General features: G+C 71.6%; 21 protein-coding genes. 9 read left to right on the forward strand and 12 right to left on the reverse strand.

The genetic code is table 11. From position 1 onward, the window contains the following. Nucleotides 1-51: 51 nt before the first annotated feature. Nucleotides 52-777, forward strand: coding sequence for an SLATT domain-containing protein (locus tag AQI94_RS21600; RefSeq protein WP_031058751.1), 726 nt, complete (start codon nucleotides 52-54; stop codon nucleotides 775-777). A gap of 230 nt (nucleotides 778-1007) precedes the next feature. On the opposite strand, the gene AQI94_RS21605 is transcribed toward AQI94_RS21600, so the two are convergent. From AQI94_RS21605 to AQI94_RS21615, 3 genes are read right to left on the reverse strand one after another with little or no spacing between them, the layout of a single operon-like run. Beyond that, a complete protein-coding gene (locus AQI94_RS21605; RefSeq protein WP_062229884.1) occupies nucleotides 1008-1265 on the reverse strand; it encodes a hypothetical protein in 258 nt (85 codons plus the stop codon). 57 nt (nucleotides 1266-1322) lie between these two features. Next, nucleotides 1323-1781 (reverse strand): MarR family winged helix-turn-helix transcriptional regulator, encoded by a 459-nt coding sequence (locus tag AQI94_RS21610; protein ID WP_031041724.1) that lies wholly within the window; start codon nucleotides 1779-1781, stop codon nucleotides 1323-1325. Then, on the reverse strand, nucleotides 1778-2383 hold the full coding sequence (locus tag AQI94_RS21615) for a type 1 glutamine amidotransferase family protein (protein WP_031041723.1): 606 nt from the start codon (nucleotides 2381-2383) through the stop codon (nucleotides 1778-1780). The genes AQI94_RS21610 and AQI94_RS21615 overlap by 4 nt, the downstream gene beginning before the upstream one ends. A gap of 129 nt (nucleotides 2384-2512) precedes the next feature. Here AQI94_RS21615 and AQI94_RS21620 point away from each other — a divergent pair, with 129 nt between their 5' ends. From AQI94_RS21620 to AQI94_RS21630, 3 genes are all read left to right on the forward strand, one after another. Beyond that, nucleotides 2513-3868, forward strand: a complete 1356-nt coding sequence (locus AQI94_RS21620) for an aspartate aminotransferase family protein (RefSeq protein ID WP_031041722.1) — start codon at nucleotides 2513-2515, stop codon at nucleotides 3866-3868. Nucleotides 3869-3960: 92 nt separating this feature from the next. Further along, the gene (locus tag AQI94_RS21625) at nucleotides 3961-4662 is read left to right on the forward strand and encodes a GntR family transcriptional regulator (RefSeq protein WP_031041721.1); all 702 of its coding nucleotides are present in this window, start codon (nucleotides 3961-3963) and stop codon (nucleotides 4660-4662) included. 130 nt (nucleotides 4663-4792) lie between these two features. Beyond that, a complete protein-coding gene (locus tag AQI94_RS21630; RefSeq protein WP_031041719.1) occupies nucleotides 4793-5443 on the forward strand; it encodes a hypothetical protein in 651 nt (216 codons plus the stop codon). 3 nt (nucleotides 5444-5446) lie between these two features. Here AQI94_RS21630 and AQI94_RS21635 read toward each other — a convergent pair whose 3' ends face one another. Then, nucleotides 5447-5740 (reverse strand): hypothetical protein, encoded by a 294-nt coding sequence (locus AQI94_RS21635; protein ID WP_031041717.1) that lies wholly within the window; start codon nucleotides 5738-5740, stop codon nucleotides 5447-5449. A gap of 143 nt (nucleotides 5741-5883) precedes the next feature. Then, a complete protein-coding gene (locus AQI94_RS21640) occupies nucleotides 5884-6768 on the reverse strand; it encodes a sigma-70 family RNA polymerase sigma factor (protein ID WP_107064226.1) in 885 nt (294 codons plus the stop codon). Nucleotides 6769-6889: 121 nt separating this feature from the next. Between AQI94_RS21640 and AQI94_RS21645 the strand changes: the two genes are divergently transcribed. The 3 genes from AQI94_RS21645 to AQI94_RS21655 are packed head-to-tail and all read left to right on the forward strand — an operon-like array spanning nucleotide 6890 to nucleotide 8134. Beyond that, a complete protein-coding gene (locus tag AQI94_RS21645) occupies nucleotides 6890-7255 on the forward strand; it encodes a hypothetical protein (protein ID WP_031041710.1) in 366 nt (121 codons plus the stop codon). A gap of 7 nt (nucleotides 7256-7262) precedes the next feature. After that, nucleotides 7263-7766, forward strand: coding sequence for a hypothetical protein (locus AQI94_RS21650; RefSeq protein ID WP_031041707.1), 504 nt, complete (start codon nucleotides 7263-7265; stop codon nucleotides 7764-7766). Next, the gene (locus AQI94_RS21655; RefSeq protein ID WP_031041704.1) at nucleotides 7763-8134 is read left to right on the forward strand and encodes a peptidase inhibitor family I36 protein; all 372 of its coding nucleotides are present in this window, start codon (nucleotides 7763-7765) and stop codon (nucleotides 8132-8134) included. Before AQI94_RS21650 ends, AQI94_RS21655 begins: the two co-directional genes overlap by 4 nt. A 38-nt stretch (nucleotides 8135-8172) precedes the next feature. Here the strand turns inward: AQI94_RS21655 and AQI94_RS46585 are convergent, their stop codons facing one another. The 4 genes from AQI94_RS46585 to fsxC form a co-directional block, all read right to left on the reverse strand. Continuing rightward, nucleotides 8173-9912 (reverse strand): AAC(3) family N-acetyltransferase, encoded by a 1740-nt coding sequence (locus AQI94_RS46585; protein WP_158806213.1) that lies wholly within the window; start codon nucleotides 9910-9912, stop codon nucleotides 8173-8175. A 95-nt stretch (nucleotides 9913-10007) separates the two neighbouring features. Further along, entirely contained in the window at nucleotides 10008-11279 is a 1272-nt protein-coding gene (locus AQI94_RS21665; protein ID WP_051832022.1) for an FxsB family cyclophane-forming radical SAM/SPASM peptide maturase, read from the reverse strand. Nucleotides 11280-11391: 112 nt separating this feature from the next. Beyond that, a complete protein-coding gene (gene fxsT, locus AQI94_RS21670; RefSeq protein ID WP_031041695.1) occupies nucleotides 11392-15390 on the reverse strand; it encodes an FxSxx-COOH system tetratricopeptide repeat protein in 3999 nt (1332 codons plus the stop codon). Then, entirely contained in the window at nucleotides 15380-16690 is a 1311-nt protein-coding gene (fsxC, locus tag AQI94_RS21675) for an FxsC protein (protein ID WP_031041692.1), read from the reverse strand. Before fsxC ends, fxsT begins: the two co-directional genes overlap by 11 nt. A gap of 182 nt (nucleotides 16691-16872) precedes the next feature. Between fsxC and fxsA the strand changes: the two genes are divergently transcribed. Beyond that, on the forward strand, nucleotides 16873-17061 hold the full coding sequence (gene fxsA, locus AQI94_RS21680; RefSeq protein ID WP_031041690.1) for an FxSxx-COOH cyclophane-containing RiPP peptide: 189 nt from the start codon (nucleotides 16873-16875) through the stop codon (nucleotides 17059-17061). A 146-nt stretch (nucleotides 17062-17207) separates the two neighbouring features. Here fxsA and AQI94_RS21685 read toward each other — a convergent pair whose 3' ends face one another. The 3 genes from AQI94_RS21685 to AQI94_RS21695 form a co-directional block, all read right to left on the reverse strand. After that, on the reverse strand, nucleotides 17208-19028 hold the full coding sequence (locus AQI94_RS21685; RefSeq protein WP_031041687.1) for a bifunctional metallophosphatase/5'-nucleotidase: 1821 nt from the start codon (nucleotides 19026-19028) through the stop codon (nucleotides 17208-17210). A 135-nt stretch (nucleotides 19029-19163) separates the two neighbouring features. Continuing rightward, the gene (locus AQI94_RS21690) at nucleotides 19164-19622 is read right to left on the reverse strand and encodes a DUF4328 domain-containing protein (protein ID WP_037941774.1); all 459 of its coding nucleotides are present in this window, start codon (nucleotides 19620-19622) and stop codon (nucleotides 19164-19166) included. Between the two features lie 162 nt (nucleotides 19623-19784). Then, nucleotides 19785-21068 carry an adenylosuccinate synthase gene (locus AQI94_RS21695; RefSeq protein ID WP_007383588.1) on the reverse strand — a complete coding sequence of 428 codons (1284 nt, stop codon included), beginning with the start codon at nucleotides 21066-21068 and terminating at the stop codon, nucleotides 19785-19787. Between the two features lie 189 nt (nucleotides 21069-21257). Here AQI94_RS21695 and AQI94_RS21700 point away from each other — a divergent pair, with 189 nt between their 5' ends. Continuing rightward, the gene (locus AQI94_RS21700) at nucleotides 21258-22100 is read left to right on the forward strand and encodes a hypothetical protein (RefSeq protein WP_031041679.1); all 843 of its coding nucleotides are present in this window, start codon (nucleotides 21258-21260) and stop codon (nucleotides 22098-22100) included. Nucleotides 22101-22188 lie beyond the last annotated feature (88 nt).

Consider the following 22188-nt stretch of genomic DNA (forward strand, 5'->3'; position numbering starts at 1 on the left):
CACATCAGCATCAGGCGTCACGCAGGGTGACCGATCAGTAGGGAGCGCCGGGTGGGTCAGCCGGAGATGCAGCCCGAGGGCCCGCCTCAGGACGGACGGGCCGATCTGGCCGGGCGGACGTTTCCGCTCGGGGACTGGGGCGAGCCCGCCGTACGGCTGGACGAGCTGTACCGGTGGGTGGAGCACGGGGCGCTGCAGACGGCGTCCTGGTATCTCGCGGACCGGGTGGGGAAGCGGCGCTGTGCGCGGGCCCTGCGGGGCGGGGCCGCGGTGGGTGCGGTGACCGGGGCGGTGCTGCCGTTGCTGGGGCTGACCGGAGTGGTGGGGGCCGGGCTCGCGCCCTGGGGCTATCTCGCCCTGCTCCTCGCGGTGGCCTGCGTGGCCGTCGACCGCTTCTTCGGTGTGACCTCCGGGTGGATAAGGGACGTGGCCACCGCGCAGGCCGTGCAGCGCCGCCTGCAGGCCCTCCAGTTCGACTGGGCCTCGGAGAGCGTCCGTGAGGTGCTCGGTCCCACGGAGGGCACGGCCGCCGAGGCCACCGAACGCTGCCTGGGCGTCCTGCGCCGCTTCTCGGAGGACGTCACGGAGCTGATCCGGGTGGAGACGGCCGACTGGATCGTGGAGTTCCGCAACGGTTCCGCGCCGATGGGCATCCAGGGCGCGGTGACGTCCGGGGGACGCCAGGACTCCGGCGGCGCCCAGGGACGCTTCCCGCTGCCCCCGGGCCCGCCGGCCCGCCCGAACATGCCCCGGCAGCGGCCGCCGGAGGCCCGGTGAGCCGGCTCCGGCGTCAGCCGCACCGGCCCGCCGCCCGGGTGCACGGCAGATGCCCCTGCTCCCGGATCACGTCCTGGCTGGTGCCCTCGTCGAGGTAGGGCGAGGAAGCCGGCGGCGAGGGACCCGGGGGCCGGGGAGCGGTAGGTGTAGGCGTACTCGACCCGCGGTAAGGAAGCCGCCTCGCCGTCCAGGGGCACCCGGCGTTCAGCCGCCGTACGCGGGAGGGGTTTTCAGGGCGAGGCCGAAGGGGCCGTCGGCGCCGCGCCGGGGCTCTCGTCGTCCAGGACGGCGTACACCGAGCCGCCGGCGCCCAAGGCCACCACGAGCGCGATCGCGAGGAGCGCCAGCGTGACGGCACGGCTGCGGTCCTCCGGCCGGGGGCCCGGCTCGGGCGGGTACGGCGTCGGACAGGTGCCGGGCGCGGGACGCTCCCGGGCGTGGCCGCGCCCTTCGCCGTCCGCCGCGCCGGCACAGCCGTGTTCCTCCATCGCAGGCCCTCCCCCGAGACCGCGCGCCCGCACACCTGCGCGACAGAAGACCAGTGTCTACGTCCGTGCGCCGTCCGTCGAGATCTGGTCGAGCACCTTGGACAGCCGCTCCAGCACCCCGACGGCTTCGGCGAGTTCGGCCTCCCCGAAGGCCTCCGCGAGCCGGTCGGCGAGCGCCGCGTGCCCCGGGTCGATCCGCCGCACGGCGGCCCGTCCCTCCTCGGTCGGCGCGAGGAGCTTGGCGCGCCGGTGGGCGGGGTTGGGCCGGTACGCGGCCAGCCCCCGCTCCACCAGCAGGTCGGCGATCCGCTGCACGCTCTGCCGGGTGATGCCCATCTCCCGGGCGATCCCGGCGACCGGAAGCGGCTCGGGGAGCACCGCGCCGAGCACCTGCCACCAGGCGGCGGTGAGCCCGGCCGGCTCGGCCAGCTCATCCGCCACCGCGAGGAACTGGCCGTTGAGGCGGAACACCCCGAGCGCGCCACGGCTGAGCAGCTGCTGCCGCTCCCGGCTCACCGTGCGGCTGCCTTCTCCAGCACGGCGTACGCCTCGGGGTCGGAGTCGTGGAACAGCCGGTACCAGGCGTCAAGGACCTCGCCCTCGTACACCCCGAGCAGCCGGAAGATCTCCCGGGCGAAGGCGACGGGCTCGGTGGGTCCGGCGGTGATCAGCCCGCCGTCGGTCACGGCGTCCGCGTCGACGTACCGCTCGCCGCCGCCGTACCCCGTGGCCGCCAGATAGAAGGACACGGCACCGGTGTGCCGCCGGTCGTCCAGCAGCCCCTCGCGCGCGAGGCCCGCGGTGGCCCCGCAGATCGCGGCCACGGGAACCCCGGCGTCGAGGAACTCCCGCGCCTTGCGGGCGAAGGGGGCGAGATCGCCGGAGGTGTCCCAGAGATCGGCGCCCGGGAGGATCAGCAGGGAGCTCTCGGAGGGCCGTACGTCGTCCAGGGCGCACGCGGGCTGCACCCGCAGGCCCCCGATCGAGGTCACCGGCTCGCGGCCGGGGCCGACCGTGCGGATCTCGTACCCGGCACGGGCGAGGTAGGCCGTGGCGTGTCCGGTCTCCCAGTCGGCGTAGGTGTCGTACACGGCGTGGTGCACAGGTCGCTGAGTCATGACAACATGCTGTCATTTCGACAGCAGACTGTCAATCGTTGGGGGCTGGACAACCTGTCGCGTAAAGCCCGCGTCCACAGACAGGACGCCGATACCGCTTCCGCATCGCGGACATTTACGCTCACTCGTATGACCCCTCAGCCACACCCCGAGGTCGGCGCCGCCGTGAAGGCCGCGGACCGTGCTCATGTGTTCCACTCCTGGTCCGCGCAGGAGCTCATCGACCCGCTTGCCGTCGCCGGTGCGGAGGGGTCGTACTTCTGGGACTACGACGGGAACCGCTATCTCGACTTCACCAGCGGGCTCGTCTACACCAACATCGGGTACCAGCACCCGAAGGTCGTCGCCGCGATCCAGGAGCAGGCGGCGAAGATGACGACCTTCGCGCCCGCCTTCGCCGTCGAGGCACGGTCGGAGGCGGCCCGGCTGATCGCCGAGCGGACGCCCGGGGACCTGGACAAGATCTTCTTCACCAACGCGGGCGCGGACGCGGTGGAGCACGCCGTGCGCATGGCCCGGCTGCACACCGGGCGGGCCAAGGTGCTGTCCGCCTACCGCTCGTACCACGGTGGCACCCAGCAGGCCGTCAACCTCACCGGGGACCCGCGGCGCTGGGCCTCCGACAGCGCCTCCGCCGGGGTCGTGCACTTCTGGGCGCCCTTCCTGTACCGGTCCCGCTTCTACGCCGAGACCGAGGAGCAGGAGACCGCGCGGGCGCTGGAGCACCTGGAGACGACCATCGCCTTCGAGGGCCCCGCCACCGTCGCCGCGATCGTCCTGGAGACCATCCCCGGTACCGCGGGGATCATGGTCCCGCCGCCCGGCTACCTCGCCGGTGTCCGCGAGATCTGCGACAAGTACGGGATCGTCTTCGTCCTGGACGAGGTCATGGCCGGGTTCGGGCGCACCGGTGAGTGGTTCGCCGCCGACCTCTTCGACGTCACGCCCGACCTCATGACCTTCGCCAAGGGTGTCAACAGCGGATACGTGCCGCTCGGCGGTGTCGCCATCTCGCAGAGGATCGCCGACACCTTCGGCAAGCGGCCCTACCCCGGCGGGCTCACCTACTCCGGGCACCCGCTGGCCTGCGCCGCCGCCGTCGCGACCATCGAGGTCATGGCGGAGGAGGGCGTCGTCGACCACGCCAAGCACCTCGGTACGGCCGTCCTGGAGCCCGCCCTGCGGGAGCTCGCCGAGCGGCACCCGAGCGTCGGCGAGGTGCGGGGCGTGGGCATGTTCTGGGCCCTGGAGCTCGTGAAGAACAAGGAGACCCGCGAGCCGCTCGTGCCCTACAACGCGACCGGTGAGGCGAACGCCCCGATGGCCGCGTTCGCGGGCGCGGCGAAGAAGCAGGGCCTGTGGCCGTTCGTCAACATGAACCGGACGCATGTCGTGCCGCCGTGCAACGTCGGCGAGGCCGAACTCAAGGAGGGCCTCGCGGCGCTGGACTCCGCGCTCGGCGTGGCGGACGAGTACACGGAGTAAATCTCCGGGACCTTCGAACGCGTAAGGTGGCGTGCTCGTAGACATATGTACGAGCACGCCATCTGCACCTGCGCGAGGGAGGCGCCCCGACGATGCCCGGCAGCAGCGGCAACGGTGCCGTCACCCGCAGTACGCTGCGGCAGCAGATCGCGGACGCGCTGCGCGACGAGGTACTGGCCGGGCGGCTCCAGCCGGGGCAGGAGTTCACCGTCAAGGAGATCGCCGAGCAGTACGGCGTCTCCGCGACCCCGGTCCGCGAAGCCCTCGTGGACCTGTCCGCGCAGGGACTCCTCGAGGCCGACCAGCACCGCGGCTTCCATGTGCACGAGTACTCCCTCGACGACTTCCGCGGCATGATCGAGGCCCGCAGCCTGGTCACGGACGGCATGTTCCAGGCGCTCGACGCCGGCCACCGCATCCTCCAGGAGCTGGAGGAACCCCGTACCGCCGCGGCCGTGGCGGGCGTCCGGCGGCGCGGCGAGGAGGCCCAGCGGGCCGCCGCCGCGGGTGACCTGACCGTGCTGATCGGCTACGACCTGCGCTTCTGGCGCGAACTGAGCGTCCTGTTCGGCAACCCCTATCTCGCCGACTTCCTGCACCGGCTGCGCGTGGAGACCTGGGTGTGCACGGTCCAGCACCTGCGCCGGGTCACCGATCTGCGCGGCAGCCTGTGGTCCGCGCACCCCGAGGTCGCCGACGCCCTGTACCGGCAGGACACCGCGACCGCCCGTGAGCTCCTCACCGCCTACAACGGCCACTATCTGACCCTCATCGAGGGCCTCACCGCCGACTGACCGCCCCCGGCACGGGTAAGGGACCACCACGACCCGCACAAGGGGCCCCGGCCCGGGGCCGCAGCGACTACCCTTCCCTGACCACCGTGTGACGATATCCGCGCACCGCGAGTATCCGAGGAGCTGTCTTTTGGCCTGTGACCTGTGGCTGGTGCCGCTTGTCGACGTGTTGTGCCACACCCCGGACAACCCGTTCGCCGAGGAACTCGCGCAATACAACAAGGTGCTCGCCGAGGCCGGGTTGCCGCCGGTGCCGGTGTACCAGTACATGCCGGGACTGTCCGGCGAGGTCGCCCCGGTGGCCGGTTTCGACTACGACGCCCTGCACTTCCTGCGCCGCGCCTATCTGCTCCAGGTGTGCGGGCTCGCGGTCACCCCCGTGGACGAACTGGGCGGTGACTACGAGCAGTTGCTCGAGATGTTCGAGGCGACGGCCCAGCAGTCCCATCTGGTCTGGCACTACGACCACGCGGGCGCGTACGTCCCCGTCGACTTCCCGCATCCCCTCGCCAACGACGAACTCCTCGCGGGCGGCGGCCCGTTGGGCTCCTCGCAGGCCCTGCTGAGGGAGCTGGAGTTCGTGGCCCCGGTGATCGGCATCGACCCGGCCAACCCACCGGCGCCCCCCGAGCCGCCACGCGCCCCCACGGAGCTGGAAGAGCCGGCCGTTCCCGCGCCCTACGACCCCAGTCCCTTCGCCCGCGAACGCCATGTCTGGCTGGGCCTGCACGCCGCGGCGACCCGGAGTCTCGCCCAGGGTTCGATGATCATCTTCAGCTGAGGGTCAGCGCCCCAGCTGGGAGAGCCCCTTCTGGACGTCCTCGTAGTTCATCACCGGGGTGTAGGTGATCTTCGCACCCAGGTTCTGGAAGAACGGCTCACTGATCACCGGCATCAGTGAGCTGTCCTGCATGTCGAAGACCATGTAGGCGGTGCGCTGACCGTTCTCGGAGGTGAAGTAGGCGGCTTCGGGCTTGATCAGCTCCATCGACTGCTCGATCAGCTTCGGCAGGGTGCCGTGGCTGATGGCGTCGTTCGCCTTCTCCGTGTCCATGGACACCTTGAGCAGTACGCGCATCGCACTCACCTTCTCCAGATCGACAGGCAGAGATGCACGGTCTCAGAATATGCCCGAATGGGGCATTTCTCCCTGGCTGCTCCGGGGCTGGGCCGCGATCGCCGTCGGGGTCGCCGACCGCCGCACCCGCCCCACCGCCGGAACTACCCCTCCACCAGGGCCACTTCCGCCTTCCGCAGCCGCTCCGGCTCCGCGACCACGTCGATCTCCCGGATGAGGTCGCCGTCGAAGGCGAAGCGGAGCAGCACCCGCAGCCGGCCCTGCGCCAGCATCGCCATACCGACCTCGCCGTCGACGAGGACGAGAGCGGCGGAGCGGGCGCGGCCCAGGGAGGCCATCGCGCCCTCGGCCACCGGGCGGGCGCCCCGGACCAGGACGGGCTCGGGGGTCGGTACGACGGCCCGGTCGGCGTGCAGGACCACGTCCGGGTGGAGCAGGGCGAGCAGGGCGTCGAAGTCGCCGCCACGGGTGGCGGCGAGGTAGGCGTGCACCACCCGGTGCCGCCGCGAGGCGTCCGTGGCGGGCGCGGTGGGCGCGGGGGCGCCCTTGACCCGGCGGCGGGCCCGGCTGGCCAACTGCCGGGTGGTCGCCGGGGTCTTGTCGATCAGCGGGGCGATCTCGTCGAACGGCACCTGGAACATGTCGTGCAGCACGAACGCGAGCCGCTCGGCGGGCGCGAGGGTGTCGAGGACGATCAGCAGGGCCAGGCCCACGGAGTCGGCGAGGAGGGCCTCCTCCTCGGGGTCCGTGACCCGTGCCGCGGAGGCCGGGACCCGGTCGGCCGACAGTTCCTCCTCGCGGCGGGTCTCGCGCGCCCGCAGCAGGTTGAGACAGACCCGGGCGACGACCGTGGTCAGCCACCCGCCCGGATTCTCCACACCGGACGTGTCCGCGCGGTCGACGCGCAGCCAGGCGTCCTGGAGGGCGTCGTCGGCCTCGGCGAGCGAGCCCAGCATGCGGTGGGCGACGGCCCTCAGCCGCGGCCGGTGCTCCTCGAACTGCGCTGCCATCCAGTCCCGTTCGGACACGGCGTCCCTCCCCCGGTTCCCCCTGAACACCTTCGACGCACCCTAGAGCACCGGCCGACGATGATCCACTGAACGGGTGAATGCCCGCATACGCCCACAAAGGGCTGGGCATGCAGCGCGCATGCGCCCCGCCTTGATCACGTCCGTGCTGCTCGCCGCCCTGCTTCCCCTCGCCGCGCCGCCCGCCCACGCCGCCGCTGCCGTACCGCCGGGGCATGTCCATTTCTGGGCCGAGCCGGGGCAGATGGGGCCCGGCGGTGCCTGGGACTACGCGCCACCGGGGTACAAGGAGGCGGCGCCGCGGGTGAAGCGGCACGCGTACTCCTTCGACTCGCACGCGCCGGTGACCGTGTACGCGATCAGCTTCCAGGGCGGCGGCGCCTGTGTGTACCGGGCGATCCGGCCGGACGACTACTCCGACAACTGGGGCTGGGCGACGAGGTTCGACGGCGTCAGCGACACCCCCATGGGCTGCCAGGCCGGCTGACCCGCTCATGCGTGCCCGTACGGCGACGGCCCTGGCCGTGCTCACCCTGCTCACCGGATCCGCCTGCACGGCGGGGGCCACCCACCCGGCACCCCCGGCCGACGACGTGATCAAGGCGGCCACCCGCGCGCTCACCGACGACTGTCTGACCCGGCGGGGCCTCACCCCGCACTCGGGCCGACAGCGCGTGTCCGACGCCCTGTTCGGCACCGGCCGGGCGGAGCTGTCGCTGCGGCTGCCCACCGGCTACGTGGTCCGCACCCACACCGACGGCTGCCTCGCGGCGGCGCAACGGCGGCTCTACGGCGACCAGGACCGCTGGTTCCGCACCTCGGTCGTCGTCAACAACCTCAGGCCCGAGGCCGAGAGCACCGGCCGCCCGCTCTCCGAGGTCCGTGCCGCGCACCGCGCGGAGATCGCGGAGTGGCGGCGGCTGCGCGCCCGTGCCCTCACCACAGCGACCGCCCTGCTGGAGGGCGGCGGCACCACCCACCCGAAGGGAAACCAGTGAAGCGCTTCATCGCCGTCCTGTCCGCCGGACTGCTCGCCACCGGAGTCGTCCTCGCCACCTCGGCCTCGGCCCAGGCGGCGGCCTGCGGCAGCGGGAACTTCTGCGCCTGGACGGACGCCAACTACCAGGGCCAGAAGATCGAGTGGACCGGTGACGACGGCTGGTGGGAGGGCAACATCGCCGACCAGGACTCCTCCTGGGCCAACCACGGCATCTCGGGCCCCGGCATCAAGGACTACGTCAAGGTGTACGCCTCCGCCCACCAGTCCGGTCCGATGACCATCTGTCTCGCGCCCGGTCAGGAGGCCGGCTACAACGGCGTGGCCAACGACCGCGGCGACTCCCACATCTGGGCGACCGGCTGCTGAACAGCCGTCCCACGACGCCCGGCCCCGCGCCCGGAGAGTCAGGCGCGGGCGCCGAGCCACTCGGTGGCGTGGTCGACGGCCGCAGCAAGGTCGAGCAGCCGGCACTCCGCGTCACCGACGCTCCCCCTCGACACCGCGCCGGTGGCCTCGAAGGACCGCCCCAGCTCGGCGAACGGCGAGGCGTCGAGGGCGACATCGAGGTAGCGGTACCAGGTCGGCCGGTCCCGCTCGTCGGCGACCACGCACGCGTACGGCACCCGCGGCCGCCCCGGCACCCGGTACTCCGCAAGGTGGAAGGCCGTGCACACGTCGTAGCCCACACCCAGCAGCAGAACGCGAGCGCCGACGCGCTCCAGCCGGGCCAGCGGTGACCGCTCGCCCAGGTGGCAGTCCGGCGCGTGGTCCTCGGTGATGTGGCGGGCCCGGGGGCCCAACGCCGTGAAGGAGCTCTGCGGATGGGCGCTGCGCAACGCGCCGGGCCGGGTCCGCACGGCCTCCGGAAGAACCCCCACGCCGAAGCAGGGGGTGCTCGACGGGTCGTAGGCGGGCATCCGGGCCCGCAGCCCGGCCCAGTGCTCCTCCGGCACGGTGCAGCCGCGGGTGAGGTGCCAGCGGGAGGGATCGGAGTTGTCCGGTGTCTGGGTGTACGCCACCAGCGTGCCGGCCGGACCGAGTACCTCCCGCAGCGCGTCGACGACCGTCTCCACGCCGCCGGTCACCGGACCCAGCGCACGCAGCGAGGCGTGCACCAGGACAGTGTCCCCGGTCCGCAGCCCGAGGCCGCTGAGGTCGGCGGCGAGCGCGCTCCTGGTCCGCGGGGGCCTCGGCGACGCCGGCGGGCGGCGTACGGCCTCGTCGGCCGCGGTGACGAACCGTACGCCCGCGGGCAGCAGTTCGCCGCTGTCCAGGAGGGTGCGGGCGGCGTCGACGGTGTGCCCGCGCCAGGTGCTGTACTCGCGCCGGGCCCGCCGTCCCCCGACGGCGAGCTCGGCCCGCCAGAAGTCGGTCACGCCGAGATGCGCGTACATACCCTGCAACAGCGCGCCGGCCGGCCGCGGGTCCGGGCGCCAGGGGGCGTGGTAGCGCACCCCGGTGGGTGGGGCGTGCAGGGGCAACAGATCCATCAGGGCGCCGAGTTGGACGTGCAGGAACTCGTGCACGAGGGTCAGCGCCAGCAGGACGGGGTCCTCCTGGAGCGAGGCGGCGACGGCGCCGTAGGCCCGCCGGGCGGCCGAGCTGACCGCGGTGCCGTCGGGGCCGGGGCGCAGCGGGACGAGCGTGGTCAGACAGGCCGCCATCGGACGGACGTGCCAGGGGTGCCGCTGCACGAGCACCTTCCAGGCGGCGGACAGGGCCTTCTCCCAGTGCCGGGTGCGCTCCCCGGTGAGGGGACCGTCGAGGGTGTGCCCGTGGGCGTCACGGAAGGGACCGCTGTCGGCGAGCCGCACCTGGAGGACCTGGCCGTCGCGCTCCGCCCGCACGATCGGCCAGGCGGGACCGGGCGCGCCGGCCAGGAGTTCCTCCCACCAGGTGAGCCAGGTCGGCTCGATCTCCTCGCCGCGCTCCAGCACCGCGACCGCGCGGGCCAGTCCCTCGTCCAGGTAGGGGTGGAGCATGACGGCCCGCCACGCCTCGGGGTCCCGGCGGCCGAGATCCAGCAGTCCGGGGTACACGGCGCCGAGCCCTGCAGCGGCCGGTCCCCGACGTTCCGCCGCCCGGTGCAGGGCGCGGACCAGCAGCTTTCGCTTGCTGAGCTGACCGGACCGCAACAACGCCACGGCCTCCGGTCCACCCCGCGCACAGGCCAGTGCCCCGAAGACATGCGGAGGCACGAAGTGCCGCCCGGCAGTGGCCGCATGCTCCCGCCCGCCGCTCACCGGACCGGTTCCCGTCGGGGCGCGGTCAGTGCGGTGACGTCGTGGCGCAGTCGGGCCGCGATGTGGTCCACGAGCAGGGCCAGGTCGGCGCAGTAGACCGACGGAGCCGAGAAGGCGGGGCCGGCGGAGGGGGCGTAGCGGTGGGCATACAGGCCGCCGCCGCAGACCCGGGCGCGCGGGCATGCGCGGCAGACGGGGCCGAGTCCGGCGAACCCGCGCTGCCGGATCTGGAAGGCGGAGTGCGCGGCGGCGTCGGCGAAGGTGTGCCGGAACACGTCGAGACCTGTCACCGGGGCCCCGGGATAGGAGACCTTCAGCGAGTCCGCCTGCTCGATGGCCCCGTCCGTCTCGACGACGACCAGGTCGACCGGGGTCAGTCCGACCGCCTCACTGCGCGAGGTGCCGCCCAGCAGCAGCGCCATGATCTCCTCGAAGAGCCGTACACCGGTCTCCCGCCGGGGAGCGTCGTACCAGCGGTCGAAGACGACCCGCAGCCATTCCCCGTACGGCACGGCCCGGGCGGACACGGCAGGTCCCGGCGGTGCAGTCGGGGGCGTCCTGCGGTCGGCCAGGCCCGGCGGCGGCGCGTCCCAGGTCGCGTGCGGCAGCAGCAGGTCGATGCGGGGCGGTGCGAAGGCGAGCAGGGCCTCATAGGTGGCGAGCGGTTCGGCCGCCGTGTCCACCACGCACAGGAGGCCCGCGAAGAGCTCCCGGTACGGTCCCTCCGTGAGCATCCGCAGCGACCGCGCGACCGCAGCATGGCTGCCGCGCCCGTCCGGCCGCCGGCGGTGGCGGTCGTGCGCGGCCGCAGTCCCGTCCAGGCTGACGCCGAGCCGGACTCCGTACCGGCCGAGCACCGGCAGCAGCGCCGGGTTCTCGGCCAGCCGCACCGCGTTGGTCTGGAGGGTCAGCCGCAGCTCGGCCACCGTGGCCACCTCGTCGGTGAGCACCCGCAGCGTCGCCTCCAGATGTTCGGCGCCGACCAGGAGCGGCTCCCCGCCGTGCAGCACCACATGGACCGTCGACAGGGCGTGCTGCCGGGCGTGCTCGGCGATCAGCCGGGCGGTGCGCCGCACGGTCTCCAACTCCATACGGCGGGGCCGCCCGCGCCAGCTCTGGTCGGCGGCCTCGTACATGTAGCAGTAGGTGCAGGCCAGATCGCAGCGGCTGTGGACCTTCAGCAGGAACTGGCGGAAGGGCAGCGTCGCGTGAGGCGGCCGCTCTCGCGGTCCGCACGGCTTGTAAGGCGTGGGCCGGGTGGCGTCCATGGGCCTCGATCGCTCGGGTGCGACGGTGGTGAAGCGGCATCCTACAACCCGTCATCCCCGCCAAATGCCGTGCGCGGAGGGGCCTACGGAGCGGCAGGAGGACCGGGAGCGGTCAGGTGGTCGGCGGCTCGATGTCGGAGTCGAGCCGCTGTCCCGACCGCACGGCCTTGGTGGTCGGATGGTCCTCACCGAGCGCGCGCACGGCGTTGCGCCGGGCCTCCTCGGCCAGTCGGTCGGCCTCCGCAGTCCGGCCCGCGGCCCGCAGGGTGAGCGAGAGGTTGGAGGTGACGCCGATGGTGTCGTAGTGCTCGGGACCGAGCGTCCGCTCCAACTGCTCGCGTACGAACTCCTCCTGTGCGGCGGCACCGTCCAGATCGCCCTCGGTCACCAGCTCGTTGGCGTGGTTGATGATGCAGGCCAGCGTGTAGAGGTGGGTCTCCCCGAGCACGGAGCGCAGCCCTTCCAGCGCCCGGTCCACCAAGGCGTGCGCCTCGGTCGTGTCGCCCACCAGACGCAGATAGACCGAGACGTTGTTGACGCACGCCAGGGTGACCGGATGCATTGCCCCGAGGTAGTCGTGGTAACGGTTCATCACCCGCTCCGCGAGCTCCAGGGCTCCCGCCGGTTCGCCGAGTGCCGCCAGGTCGCTGGCCAGGTTGGAGGCGGCGGCGAGGGTGTCCTGGTGGTCCGGTCCCAGATCCGCCACGTACCGGCTGCGGATGTCCTCGTCGATCTCCCTGGCCCGTTCGTACTCGCCGTTTCTGCGCAGCGCCACCGCCAGATTCTTGCGGGCGCGCAAGGTCTCGACGTGGTCCTCGCCCAGCGTCTCCCGGTAACGCGCCACCGTGCTCTCCAGCAACTCCAGGGCCTCCCGCAGCCGCCCGGTCTCCCGCAGGTCGCGGGCGTAGTTGCTGGCCGAGGAAAGCGCGTTGATGCTGTTCGCGCCGTGCGTCTCGCTCTGCTGCCGCCACGCGCTGTGGTGCAGCTCCAGGGCGGCACGGCGGTCGCCCGCCAGGTATTCGGACAGGGCCAGGTTGTTCAGGTACATCAGGGTGCGCTTGTGGTCGTCGCCCAGGGTGCGCCGCGCCGCCCGCAGCGTCCGCCGGTCCAGTTCGCGCGCCTCCAGATAGCGGCCCAGTTCCCGCAGGTCGGCGGCGACGTTGCCGGCCGCGGCGAGGGTATGGGCGTCCTCGTCCCCCCGGCTGCGGCGCAGCCGCTCGTGAGTGTCCCGGTCGGACTCGTACGCCTCCCGCAGCCGTCCGAGCGAGCGCAGGACGTTGCCGAGCTGGATGCGCAGGATGAGCGTCTGGGCGTCGCCCTCACGACTGATGCCCAGGTCCTGCCACCGTTCGAGGGTGTGCGACGCCAGCTCGTGCGCGGCCGCGTGCAGGCTGCGCTTCCACAGGTAGCGGACCGAGTCGGTGATCCAGGCCCGCACCTGGGGGTCGGCGCTCTTGTAGGCGCGGGAGGGTGCCAGATGCGGCAGCAGCTGGTCGTAGACCTTCCAGTCGGAGGTGCGGTCCGGGTCGCCCGGTCTGGCGTCGGCCAGTGCGGTGTGCACCACGCGTCGCAGGTCCGCCCTGCGCTCGTCGGGGACCTGGTCGCGGATGACCGCCTGCACCAGCCGGTGGACGGTGAGCGTCTCGCTGCCCTGCTCACTCCTGGCGAGGCCGAACCGGTTGATGGCCCGGACCACCTGTGCGATGGCCATCTCGTCGCGCGGCTCCCCCTCCGGGAGCGTCAGGGCCTGGGTGACGGCCCTGCCGTAGAGCAGGGCCTGCGGGATGGGGTCGGGGCCGAAGAAGGAGCAGATCTCCAGCATCTCGGCCGCCGCCAGGTTCACCCGGCGCAGCTCGTCGAGCGCGAGGAGCCAGGTCGCCACGGCCGAGTGCGGGTAGTCCCGGTCGGGCAGCCGGGTGCTGCGCAGGACCTCGGTGAGCCGCTCGCCCAGCGAACTGAGGTAGGTCGCCACCGGCATGCTGCTCTCGCTCAGCCAGACGGCGGCCTGGCCCACGGCCAGCGGCAGATCGCCCAGTTCCTCGGCGACCCGCTCGGCGTCGTCCTTCGCCAGGCCGGGGTTGAGCCGGCGCAGCAGCTCGACGCTCTCCCGGCGCTGGAACACCTCGACCTCGACCAGGCCCGCGTTGTTCACCCAGGCCCGGTCGCGCGAGGTCATCAGCACATGTCCGCCGGGCGGCCCCTCGGGAATGAGATCGGCGAGCGCCTCCGGGCGGCCGGCGTTGTCGTAGACCAGCAGCCAGCGGTCGTACGGCTCGCCGCGCCTGAGCGCCCGCAGCACCGCGTCGGCCGTGCCGGAGACGTCCTCGCCCCGTTCCAGGCCCAGGTCGGGGGCGAGTTCGGCGAGCCCGGAGCGGATCAGGCCGGGTTGTGCCGCGTTCACCCACCACACGGCGTCGTAGGCGGACTTGAAACGGTGCGCGTACTCCTGGGCGACCTGGGTCTTGCCCATCCCGCCCAGCCCGTACAGCACTTGGGGCCGGGGGGCGGGCCCGGCGGTGAAGCCGTCACGGACGTGGTCCAGAAGAGCACCGCGGCCGGTGAAGGAGACGTTGCGCGAGGGGACCCGCTGCACGGCCGGCGCATCGCTCGGATAGGGCGGAACGACCGTACCCAGGGGCGGGGTTCCGGGCTCGGACGACCGGCGGCCCGACGGCGCGCCGACGGTCAGCAGCAGCTGCACGGCGGCTTCGTCGGGCTGTCTGCGGGTGAGGTCCAGGGCGGTCCGGTCGCCGAACGGGCGCCCCGGGGCGGCCTCCGTCTCCTGCACCCGTACCGGCAGCAGCGCCGGGCCGCCGCCGGCCTGGACGTCGCCCAGCTGCTTCGCGATGATCCGGGCCCGCGGCAGGGTGAGGTACTCGGGGGACAGCAGGGCGAGCAGCCGGCCGTGCCGCTCCAGTACGGCCGTCGCCTCCGGCGGGGCACCCGTCATGGGTTCGACGGCACTGTGCAGGGACACCTCGTAGCCGACGGTCTCCAGATGGGCGGCGGCCCACTCGGCCCACATCCGGTCGATCGGCGCGTAACTGACGTACATCCGGGGCGGCACGGCGCGTGGATCACGCAGGTACTCCGTCGCCAACTGCTTGCGTTCCTCGGCCGGTTGCGGCTCCAGGGTCTGCACGTCGTGGTCGGTGATCCACGCGGTGAGCCGTTCGAACGCGGTCAGCAGCGAGTCCTTCTGGAGCAGCCGGTCCCGCACGGTCGCCGGTATCTCCGCGTAGGCGTAGTACGGCTTGTAAGGGATCTCCACTTCGCCCCAGTACCGGCCGTGGTGTTCCTCCCCCAGCCAGGACAGGAACGGCGCGAAGCCGGCACGGGCGGAGTCGCGGCCCTGGTCCAGCAGTTCCTGCTCGGCGTTCTCCACGCGCATGGGCACCGGCAGGATCCGGATCGGGCGCGAGGCGGAGGCAGCCACCGAGCCGGCGGCCGCGATACCGCCCTCGATGCTCTGGTGGTTCAGCACGAAACCGTCCACCACGATGTCGGGCAACAGGATGGTGCAGATCCCGGAGATGTCGCTGACCCCGGTGCGGCTGTCGATGAGGACGTAGTCGTACTCCTCCGCCATCCGTCGGCGCAGCGTCTGGAGGAAGGCACCGCCGCCCAGACGTTCGTAGAACGAGTGCCAGTTGAAGCTGGTGACGGCGGCCGAGTAGGCGGCGGACTGGCGGCCGGCCGGCAGGAAGTCGAGACGGCCGCCGGGCGGCAGGCTCAGTCGGAGGCCGGTGGTGTAGGGGCCGGGGTCGGCGCAGGCACGCAGCTCCTCCTCGCCCATGACGGCGGGCTCCGCGCCCGGTTCGGCAGTCGCCCGGTCCGGGCGGCCGGAGCCCATGACCCGCCCGACATAGGCCTGCACCATGTTGATCAGGCCGTCCGTCGACCGCAGTTCGGAGTCGACGACGAGCAGCGGCCGCAGATATCGGTGCATGCCCGGGGCTTCGAGGTCCCAGTCGACCAGCAGCACCCGTAACCCCCGACTGGCCAGGATCCAGCCGACGTTGACCAGTGCCATCGTCCGTCCCGTACCCCCCTTGTACGAGTAGAAGGTGACGATCTTGCCCTCGCGTCGTGCCTGGGTGTCAGCGGTCATCGTCCGGTCCTTCGGTGGGGGATGCCTCGGGCGGATCGTCCGGCCCGCCCGTGCCCGTGGGCGGCCGCGCCGGCACCCCCAGAGCGGGCAGCGGCGGTGCGACCGGCCCTTCGGGGAGTACCACGGGGTCGGCGGTCTCCGCCAGCCGGTTCTGGGCCACGGTGACCATCACCGAGAGCTTGTCGTCGAAGTGGCCCTTGTCCACCTGGACCCGGAACAGCGGGTCCCAGGCGTCGTTGCGGCGCATCCAGTTGCGCTGGAAGACCCGGCTGAGGTCCTGCCAGAGCGTGTCGGCGTGGGACTCCTCGTCCGTCTCGTGACACGGCACGAGCACCCCTGTGACGGGATGGTTGTGCCGGTCGAAGGCAGCGAGCGCGGTCCGGTACGGCTCCCCGCGGGCCGTCCACGCGTCGATGAGCAGCACACTGGTCTCGCGGTTGCGCATGCCCTCCTCCAGCTTGCGGAGGAGATCGTGGCCGACCTCGTCGAGATGCGCCAGACACCGCGAGTCGTTGATCACCTGCTGAGCGCGGAACGCCGCGGTGGGGTGCACGGGCGGGTGATACGGCGTCCAGTCGTAGGGCGAGCGTCCGTAGTACTGGGAGTTGTTCCGGCCCTCGGGCGGTGCGGAGGCGGTCCCTGCGGCGACGAAGACCCGGACGGTCCCCGTGGCGTTCCCGATGAGCTCGCCCACCTGGTACCCCTGGAAGGCACTGCGCACGATCCGCAGATCGGGGCTGACCTGGGGGAGCCCGTAGCGCTCGGCCGCCCTGCGCACCGCGTCGGCAACCGTCGAGACGACCGCACGATAGAGCGCGCCGGCAGGGTCGGTGCGCATGATGTGCATCAGTCCGCGCTCCGCGTACTCCTCGCGCATCTGCGGGTCCATACCCCGCTCGGTGTACTGGTACCGGCTCATCTCGGGAGGCAGCGCGCCGCGGAAGGGCAGCCACCGCACGGGTATCAGCGCGGGCGCGTCGATGTCGGTCTCGCCGCGGAAACGCGTCAACCGGTCCTGGAAGACCGCCCATTCCTTGCCGCAGTACGGACTGTTCACATAGCCCGGCGAGCACAGCGCCACGAACGCGCGGCAGCTGCCGACCGCGTCGCCGAGCACCTTCTCCCAGTCCGCGCCCATCCTGATCCGCTCCAGGTCACGGAAGGCCGGCTGGCTCTCGCAGTCCGCTTGCCTGGCCCGGAGCTCCGTCAGCAGGTCCGCGTAGAACTGGCCCACGAAGGCGTCCTCGCGGTCCTCCCGTCGCGCATAGCTGAGGAAGAAATAGAACCCCGCCAAGGGCATCCCCACCACCCCCGTATCAGGCCGCCGCCGGCGCCGATCCGCCGGGACGTCCCCCTGCCTGACATACATACGCGGCGCCTTCATACCCACGCCGTCCGGGGCTCAGACATCCCCCCGGAAAACCTATAGGCTCACCCCCGTCGCCGCTGAACGGGCGGCAGCCGCAGAGAAGGGCACATCACGTGCAGAAGGACGCGAGCGGTTCCGAGTTCGTCTCGGTGCTGGTGGATGTCGCGGATCTGCCCATGGAATTCCTGGACGATCTGCCGGACACCGTCCTGGCCGAGCAGCTGCGGCGGGTGGTCGGTGAGGCCCTGAACCCGACGAGCGAGTCCTTCGCCGCGTTCCAGTCCGCCCTCTCCGACTCCTGAACGTCACGCGAACGCCGTTTGCGTCCGCGGCCCGGCGCGCGATCGGCGTCCGGGCCGCGTACTTTCCGGAATGCGGGCGGCTCGTACTCGAGGAGTGCGGTGCTCGAGGAACGCGCGCCCGCGGACAGGCTTCGATCGGTGAGGCTTCAGGCGAACACCGGCGTCCCGCTCTGCGTCAGCCGCCAGTTGGTGACGGCGAAGTCCTTCGGGTCCAGCGCGCCCTTGGAGGTCACGTAGTCGATCATCAGCTGGCGGATCTCGTTGGTGGAGCTGTAGGCGATGTCGGCGGCGGCGATGTGCGGGTAGCCGGAGCCGCCGTTGGCCCGGTAGTTGTTGACGGCGACGACGAAGACCTGGTCGTCGGCGACCGGAGTCCCGTTCCAGGAGAGGTTCTTGATGCGCGAGCCCTCCGCCGCCGCGATGTCGATGTCGTACGAGACGCCCGCGGCGGTGTCGTACATGTAGTCCCAGAAGTTGTTGGCGTTGGTGAGGGTCGCGGTGTCGACCTTCGTGCCCGCCGGCACCTGGTGGTAGTACTTCGCCGCGTACTCCAGGTAGTCCTTGAGCTGGGCGCCGGTGAGCTTCTTGCCGTAGAGGGTGTTGTCGTAGATGTAGAGCCCGGCGATGTCCTTGATGGTGACGCTGCCCGCGGGGATGTCGGCGGTGCGGGAGAAGGGCGCGGCGACCGAGATCAGCGGGAGGGCCGCGTCGGCGGTGGAGAGGCCCGCCTTCACCGTGTCCATCTGGACCTGGTGGATGAAGTCCATGATGGGGACGTCCTTCCAGCAGGACTCCGCCGCCGAGAGGTCCTCGGTGCAGGTGCCGACGGCCGTGTTGACGTACTTCACGACCAGCTCGTGGTCGGCCTCCAGGAGCTTCCTGATCTCCGGGTCCTCGTCGACGGTGTTGGGGTTCAGGGTCTGGGCGGTCTTCCGGGTCACCTTCCACTGCCCGCGCACGAGTTCCAGCTCGAAGTCGAAGACGCTGAGCCGGTAGCCCCAGCAGTACGGCTCGGACAGCAGGACGTCCTCGCCGGTCTCCTCGTTCTTCACCGTGTACGACGGCACCTCGACGTGGGTGTGGCCGACGAGGATCGCGTCGATGCCGGGGACCTGCTGGGCGACGAGGTTGGAGGCGTTCTCGACGTAGGGCAGCTCGTCGCCGTAGGACGAACTGCCGTCCAGGCCCGAGTGGTCGGTCAGGAAGACGACGTCACAGCCGAGGGCGCGCAGCCGGGGCACGTACTTCTTCGCCTGCTCCACCAGGCCCGGGAAGACCATCTTCCCGCTGACGTTGTCCTTGTCCCACAGGGCGATGCCGGGGTTGGTGAGGCCGAGGATGCCGACCTTGATGTCGGGGGCGCCCGGGACGCAGATGCGCTTGACGGTGTAGGGCTGGAAAGCGGGCTTCAGTGTCTTCGCGTCGAGCGCGTTGGCGCCCAGCAGCGGGAAGTGGCACTGGCTCTCGAACTTGCGGAGCACCTCGATGCCGTAGTTGAACTCGTGGTTGCCGAGGGCGGCGGCGTCGTAGCGCATGTGGTTCATGGCGACGGCCATGGGGTGCTTGGGGGCGCCCTTGTCGGTGATGGGCTTGACGCGCGCGAAGTAGTAGGCGAGGGAGGTGCCCTGGATGATGTCGCCGGCGTCGACGAGCAGCACGTGCTCCTCGCCCTTCGCCTCGCGCTGCTGCTTGATCAGCGTGGCGACCCGGGCGACGCCGACGGAGTTGCCCTTGCTGTCGGAGTAGGCCTTGTCGAGGTAGTAGTCCCAGTCGAAGACATGGCTGTGCAGGTCGGTGGTGCCCAGGATGGAGAAGGTCCAGGTGCGGTTCTTCTTCCCCGGCCGCACCGGCCCCCGCTCGGCGGCCTCGGCGGGAGCCGCGGCCACGGCACCCGCGGCGGCGACGGCCGCCCCGGTGACGGCCGACTTCTTCACGAACGCACGGCGGTTCATGGGACTGAGGGGCATGCAGAGCTCCTGGAAACGTGGCGCGACGCGCGTAGACATGGAGGCGTGGGGGCGTGCGGGCTACTCGCGTAGAGCGTGACGGTTGCCGGGCCGCCCGGGGAACCAGGAATCGGCCATGTCCAGTTCAAGGATGGGTCAGCTCGGCCGGCCGGGAAGGGCCGCCGTGACGCGCTCGATGACGAGTCCCAGCAGCACGGCCGCCGCGAGCAGGAGCGCCTCCGCCACCACGAGGACGGCCATCGACCCCGGCGCCATCCGGCCCACCACCACGAGCACGACCGCGTGCGCGACCCAGGCCGCCCACCACAGGTTCACCAGGGTCGTGCCCCGCTTCTGCTCCCATTCCGAGGAGCTCGCGCGCCCGATGTCCAGCACGAGCCGGCGCGGGACGAAAAGGTGGGACAGCTCCTGGGCTGCGCTCCGGGACCTGGCGAGCCACACCAGGAACAGCACGATCGCGAGGTTCACGCGATCGAAGAAGATCATGGAGACGGAGCCGGACCGGTGCAGGGAGGCGACCGTCGGGTGCAGATAGTGGTCCCGGACGGCTACCGCGCGGAACGCGTCCGCGACGGCGGCCGCCGCAAGCGCCACCGTAGGGACGGGCCGAAGACCATGAGGGACACCGCCCGCAGGGCTCCCCGGATCCATGAGCATAGTGATCATAGGAGGAACCGGTGCCGGGGAACACGGCGGCGGAGCCGCCCCGAGTGGGACGGCCCCGCCGTGAGGAGACCGGAACATCCGGCCCGGGGATCAGAGGAACGAGTTGATCTCGATCGTCTCGTCCCGGCCCGGGCCCACGCCGATCGCGGAGATCGGGGCGCCGGACATCTCCTCCAGCGCCTTCACGTAGTCCTGGGCGTTCTTCGGGAGGTCGGCGAAGGTCTTGGCCTTCGTGATGTCCTCGCTCCAGCCGGGCAGGTACTCGTAGACCGGCTTCGCGTGGTGGAAGTCGGTCTGGGAGTAGGGCAGTTCCTCGACGCGCTCGCCGTCGATCTCGTACGCGACACAGACCGGGATCTGCTCCCAGCCGGTGAGTACGTCGAGCTTGGTGAGGAAGAAGTCGGTGAGGCCGTTGACGCGGGTCGCGTACCGGGCGATCACCGCGTCGAACCAGCCGCAGCGACGGTCACGGCCGGTGGTGACACCCCTCTCACCACCGATGCGGCGCAGCGCCTCGCCGTCCTCGTCGAACAGCTCGGTCGGGAAGGGGCCCGAACCGACGCGGGTCGTGTAGGCCTTGAGGATGCCGATGACCCGGCTGATCTTCGTGGGGCCGACACCCGCACCCGTGCACGCGCCGCCCGCGGTGGGGTTGCTGGACGTGACGAACGGGTAGGTGCCGTGGTCGATGTCCAGGAGCGTGCCCTGGCCGCCCTCGAACAGGACGACCTTGTCCTGCTCCAGGGCCTGGTTCAGCACCAGGACCGTGTCGGCGACGTAGGGCTTGAGCCGGTCCGCGTAGCCCAGCAGTTCCTCGACGACCTGGCCGACCTCGATGGCCCGGCGGTTGAAGACCTTGGTGAGGAGCTGGTTCTTGCCGTCGAGGGCCGCCTCGACCTTCTGGGTCAGGATCGACTCGTCGTACAGGTCCTGGATCCGGATGCCCACACGGTTGATCTTGTCCGCGTAGGTCGGTCCGATGCCGCGGCCCGTGGTGCCGATCTTGCGCTTTCCGAGGAAGCGTTCCGTCACCTTGTCCACAGTGACGTTGTACGGCGTGATGATGTGGGCGTTACCACTGATCAGGAGCTTGGAGGTGTCGACGCCGCGGTCGTTCAGTCCGTTCAGCTCGGAGAACAGGACCGACGGATCGACGACGACACCGTTGCCGATGACCGGGGTGCACCCCGGCGACAGGATTCCGGAAGGGAGGAGGTGGAGGGCGTACTTCTGATCGCCCACGACTACCGTGTGGCCGGCGTTGTTGCCGCCCTGGTAGCGCACCACATAGTCCACCGAGCCACCGAGCAGGTCGGTCGCCTTTCCCTTGCCTTCGTCACCCCACTGAGCACCGAGCAGCACAAGTGCGGGCACGCGCGTACACCCCTTCCGGGCGGGGCATGTCCAAGGTCGGGGGCGTACGCGTACGGTTCACTCCGTCGCGTGCACCACGGCCGTCGTCGGCCGCTGCCCGTCGGACCCGGATGCCCCGGAATAGACGAAGCCCCTGGCGCAATAGCGCAAGGGGCTCTTGCACAAAGATGCTACCCGAGGAAGCGAGGCATGGCCGAGGTGGCGACTTCCGCGACGTCCGATCAGCTGCTGGTGGTGATCGACCCGGTCGCCCGGCAGACGGACGGCGAGTCCGTACGGATCGTGAAAGACGTGCTCAGCGCGGGTGCGGTGACGAAGGTGTGTCTGCCGGACGGGCCCGAGGAGTTCGCCCGCGCACTGGCCCGGCGCGGCTCGCGGCGGCCGGTGGTGGTCGGTGACGACCGGGCGCTGATGCGCGCGGTGGTGCTGCTGCACCGGCAGCGGGAGCTGGCCGGATGTGTGCTGTCGGTGGTGCCGGTGGGCCCGGTCCTGGGCGTCGCCCACGCGCTGGGGGTGCCGATGGGGGCGGTGGCGGCCGCGCGGGCGGTCCTGGACGGGACCGAGCGGCGGCTGGACATGCTGGTGGACGACAGCGACGGGGTGGTGCTCGGAGCGCTGCGGATTCCGGCGCCGGCCGCCCGGGAGGAGGTGGAGGCCGCGCGGCCCTGGCTGCGGACCTGCCAGTCCCTGGTACGGACCCTGGTGCCGGCCCGTCCCGCCCGGGAGACCGCGACCGCCGTCACCGGGCCCCCGCGGCTGCGGGTGGAGGTCGACGGGGTGACCCTGGTGGACCTGGACCAGCCCCTGGAGGCGGTCTCGGTGACTCCGGGTTGCGGCGGCGGCCTGGCCTCGGTGGAGGTGCGCCCGCTGTCGGTGGGGGCGGAGGCCTCCCCCCTGCTGGCCACCGGCCGGACGGTGACCGTCACCGGGGCGGACTTCCGCTACCGGGCGGACGCGGGGGTGGCCGGACCGGTACGCAGGAGGACCTGGACGGTGCGGGAGCGCGCCGTGGGCCTCGTGCTCCCCTCGTGATCTCCCAACTCCCGAATCCAAAGGTATGGTTGACAAACATTTAACGCCCCGAGACCCTTGCTCGACTCATTCGGGCTGGAGAGTTCCG

The organism is Streptomyces pseudovenezuelae (assembly GCF_001513955.1).
GTDB classification, from domain to species: Bacteria; Actinomycetota; Actinomycetes; order Streptomycetales; family Streptomycetaceae; genus Streptomyces; species Streptomyces pseudovenezuelae.

Bases quoted from the DNA above. Each gene is read 5' to 3' on its own strand.
- AQI94_RS21620 (WP_031041722.1), top strand. From the start codon at position 2,513: ATGACCCCTCAGCCACACCCCGAGGTCGGCGCCGCCGTGAAGGCCGCG.
- AQI94_RS21665 (WP_051832022.1), bottom strand. From the start codon at position 11,279: ATGGACGCCACCCGGCCCACGCCTTACAAGCCGTGCGGACCGCGAGAG.
- AQI94_RS21685 (WP_031041687.1), bottom strand. From the start codon at position 19,028: ATGCCCCTCAGTCCCATGAACCGCCGTGCGTTCGTGAAGAAGTCGGCC.
- AQI94_RS21645 (WP_031041710.1), top strand. From the start codon at position 6,890: ATGCGCCCCGCCTTGATCACGTCCGTGCTGCTCGCCGCCCTGCTTCCC.
- AQI94_RS21625 (WP_031041721.1), top strand. From the start codon at position 3,961: ATGCCCGGCAGCAGCGGCAACGGTGCCGTCACCCGCAGTACGCTGCGG.
- AQI94_RS21650 (WP_031041707.1), top strand. From the start codon at position 7,263: ATGCGTGCCCGTACGGCGACGGCCCTGGCCGTGCTCACCCTGCTCACC.
- AQI94_RS21605 (WP_062229884.1), bottom strand. From the start codon at position 1,265: ATGGAGGAACACGGCTGTGCCGGCGCGGCGGACGGCGAAGGGCGCGGC.
- fsxC (WP_031041692.1), bottom strand. From the start codon at position 16,690: ATGCCCTTGGCGGGGTTCTATTTCTTCCTCAGCTATGCGCGACGGGAG.
- fxsT (WP_031041695.1), bottom strand. From the start codon at position 15,390: ATGACCGCTGACACCCAGGCACGACGCGAGGGCAAGATCGTCACCTTC.
- AQI94_RS21635 (WP_031041717.1), bottom strand. From the start codon at position 5,740: ATGCGCGTACTGCTCAAGGTGTCCATGGACACGGAGAAGGCGAACGAC.
- AQI94_RS21700 (WP_031041679.1), top strand. From the start codon at position 21,258: ATGGCCGAGGTGGCGACTTCCGCGACGTCCGATCAGCTGCTGGTGGTG.
- AQI94_RS21615 (WP_031041723.1), bottom strand. From the start codon at position 2,383: ATGACTCAGCGACCTGTGCACCACGCCGTGTACGACACCTACGCCGAC.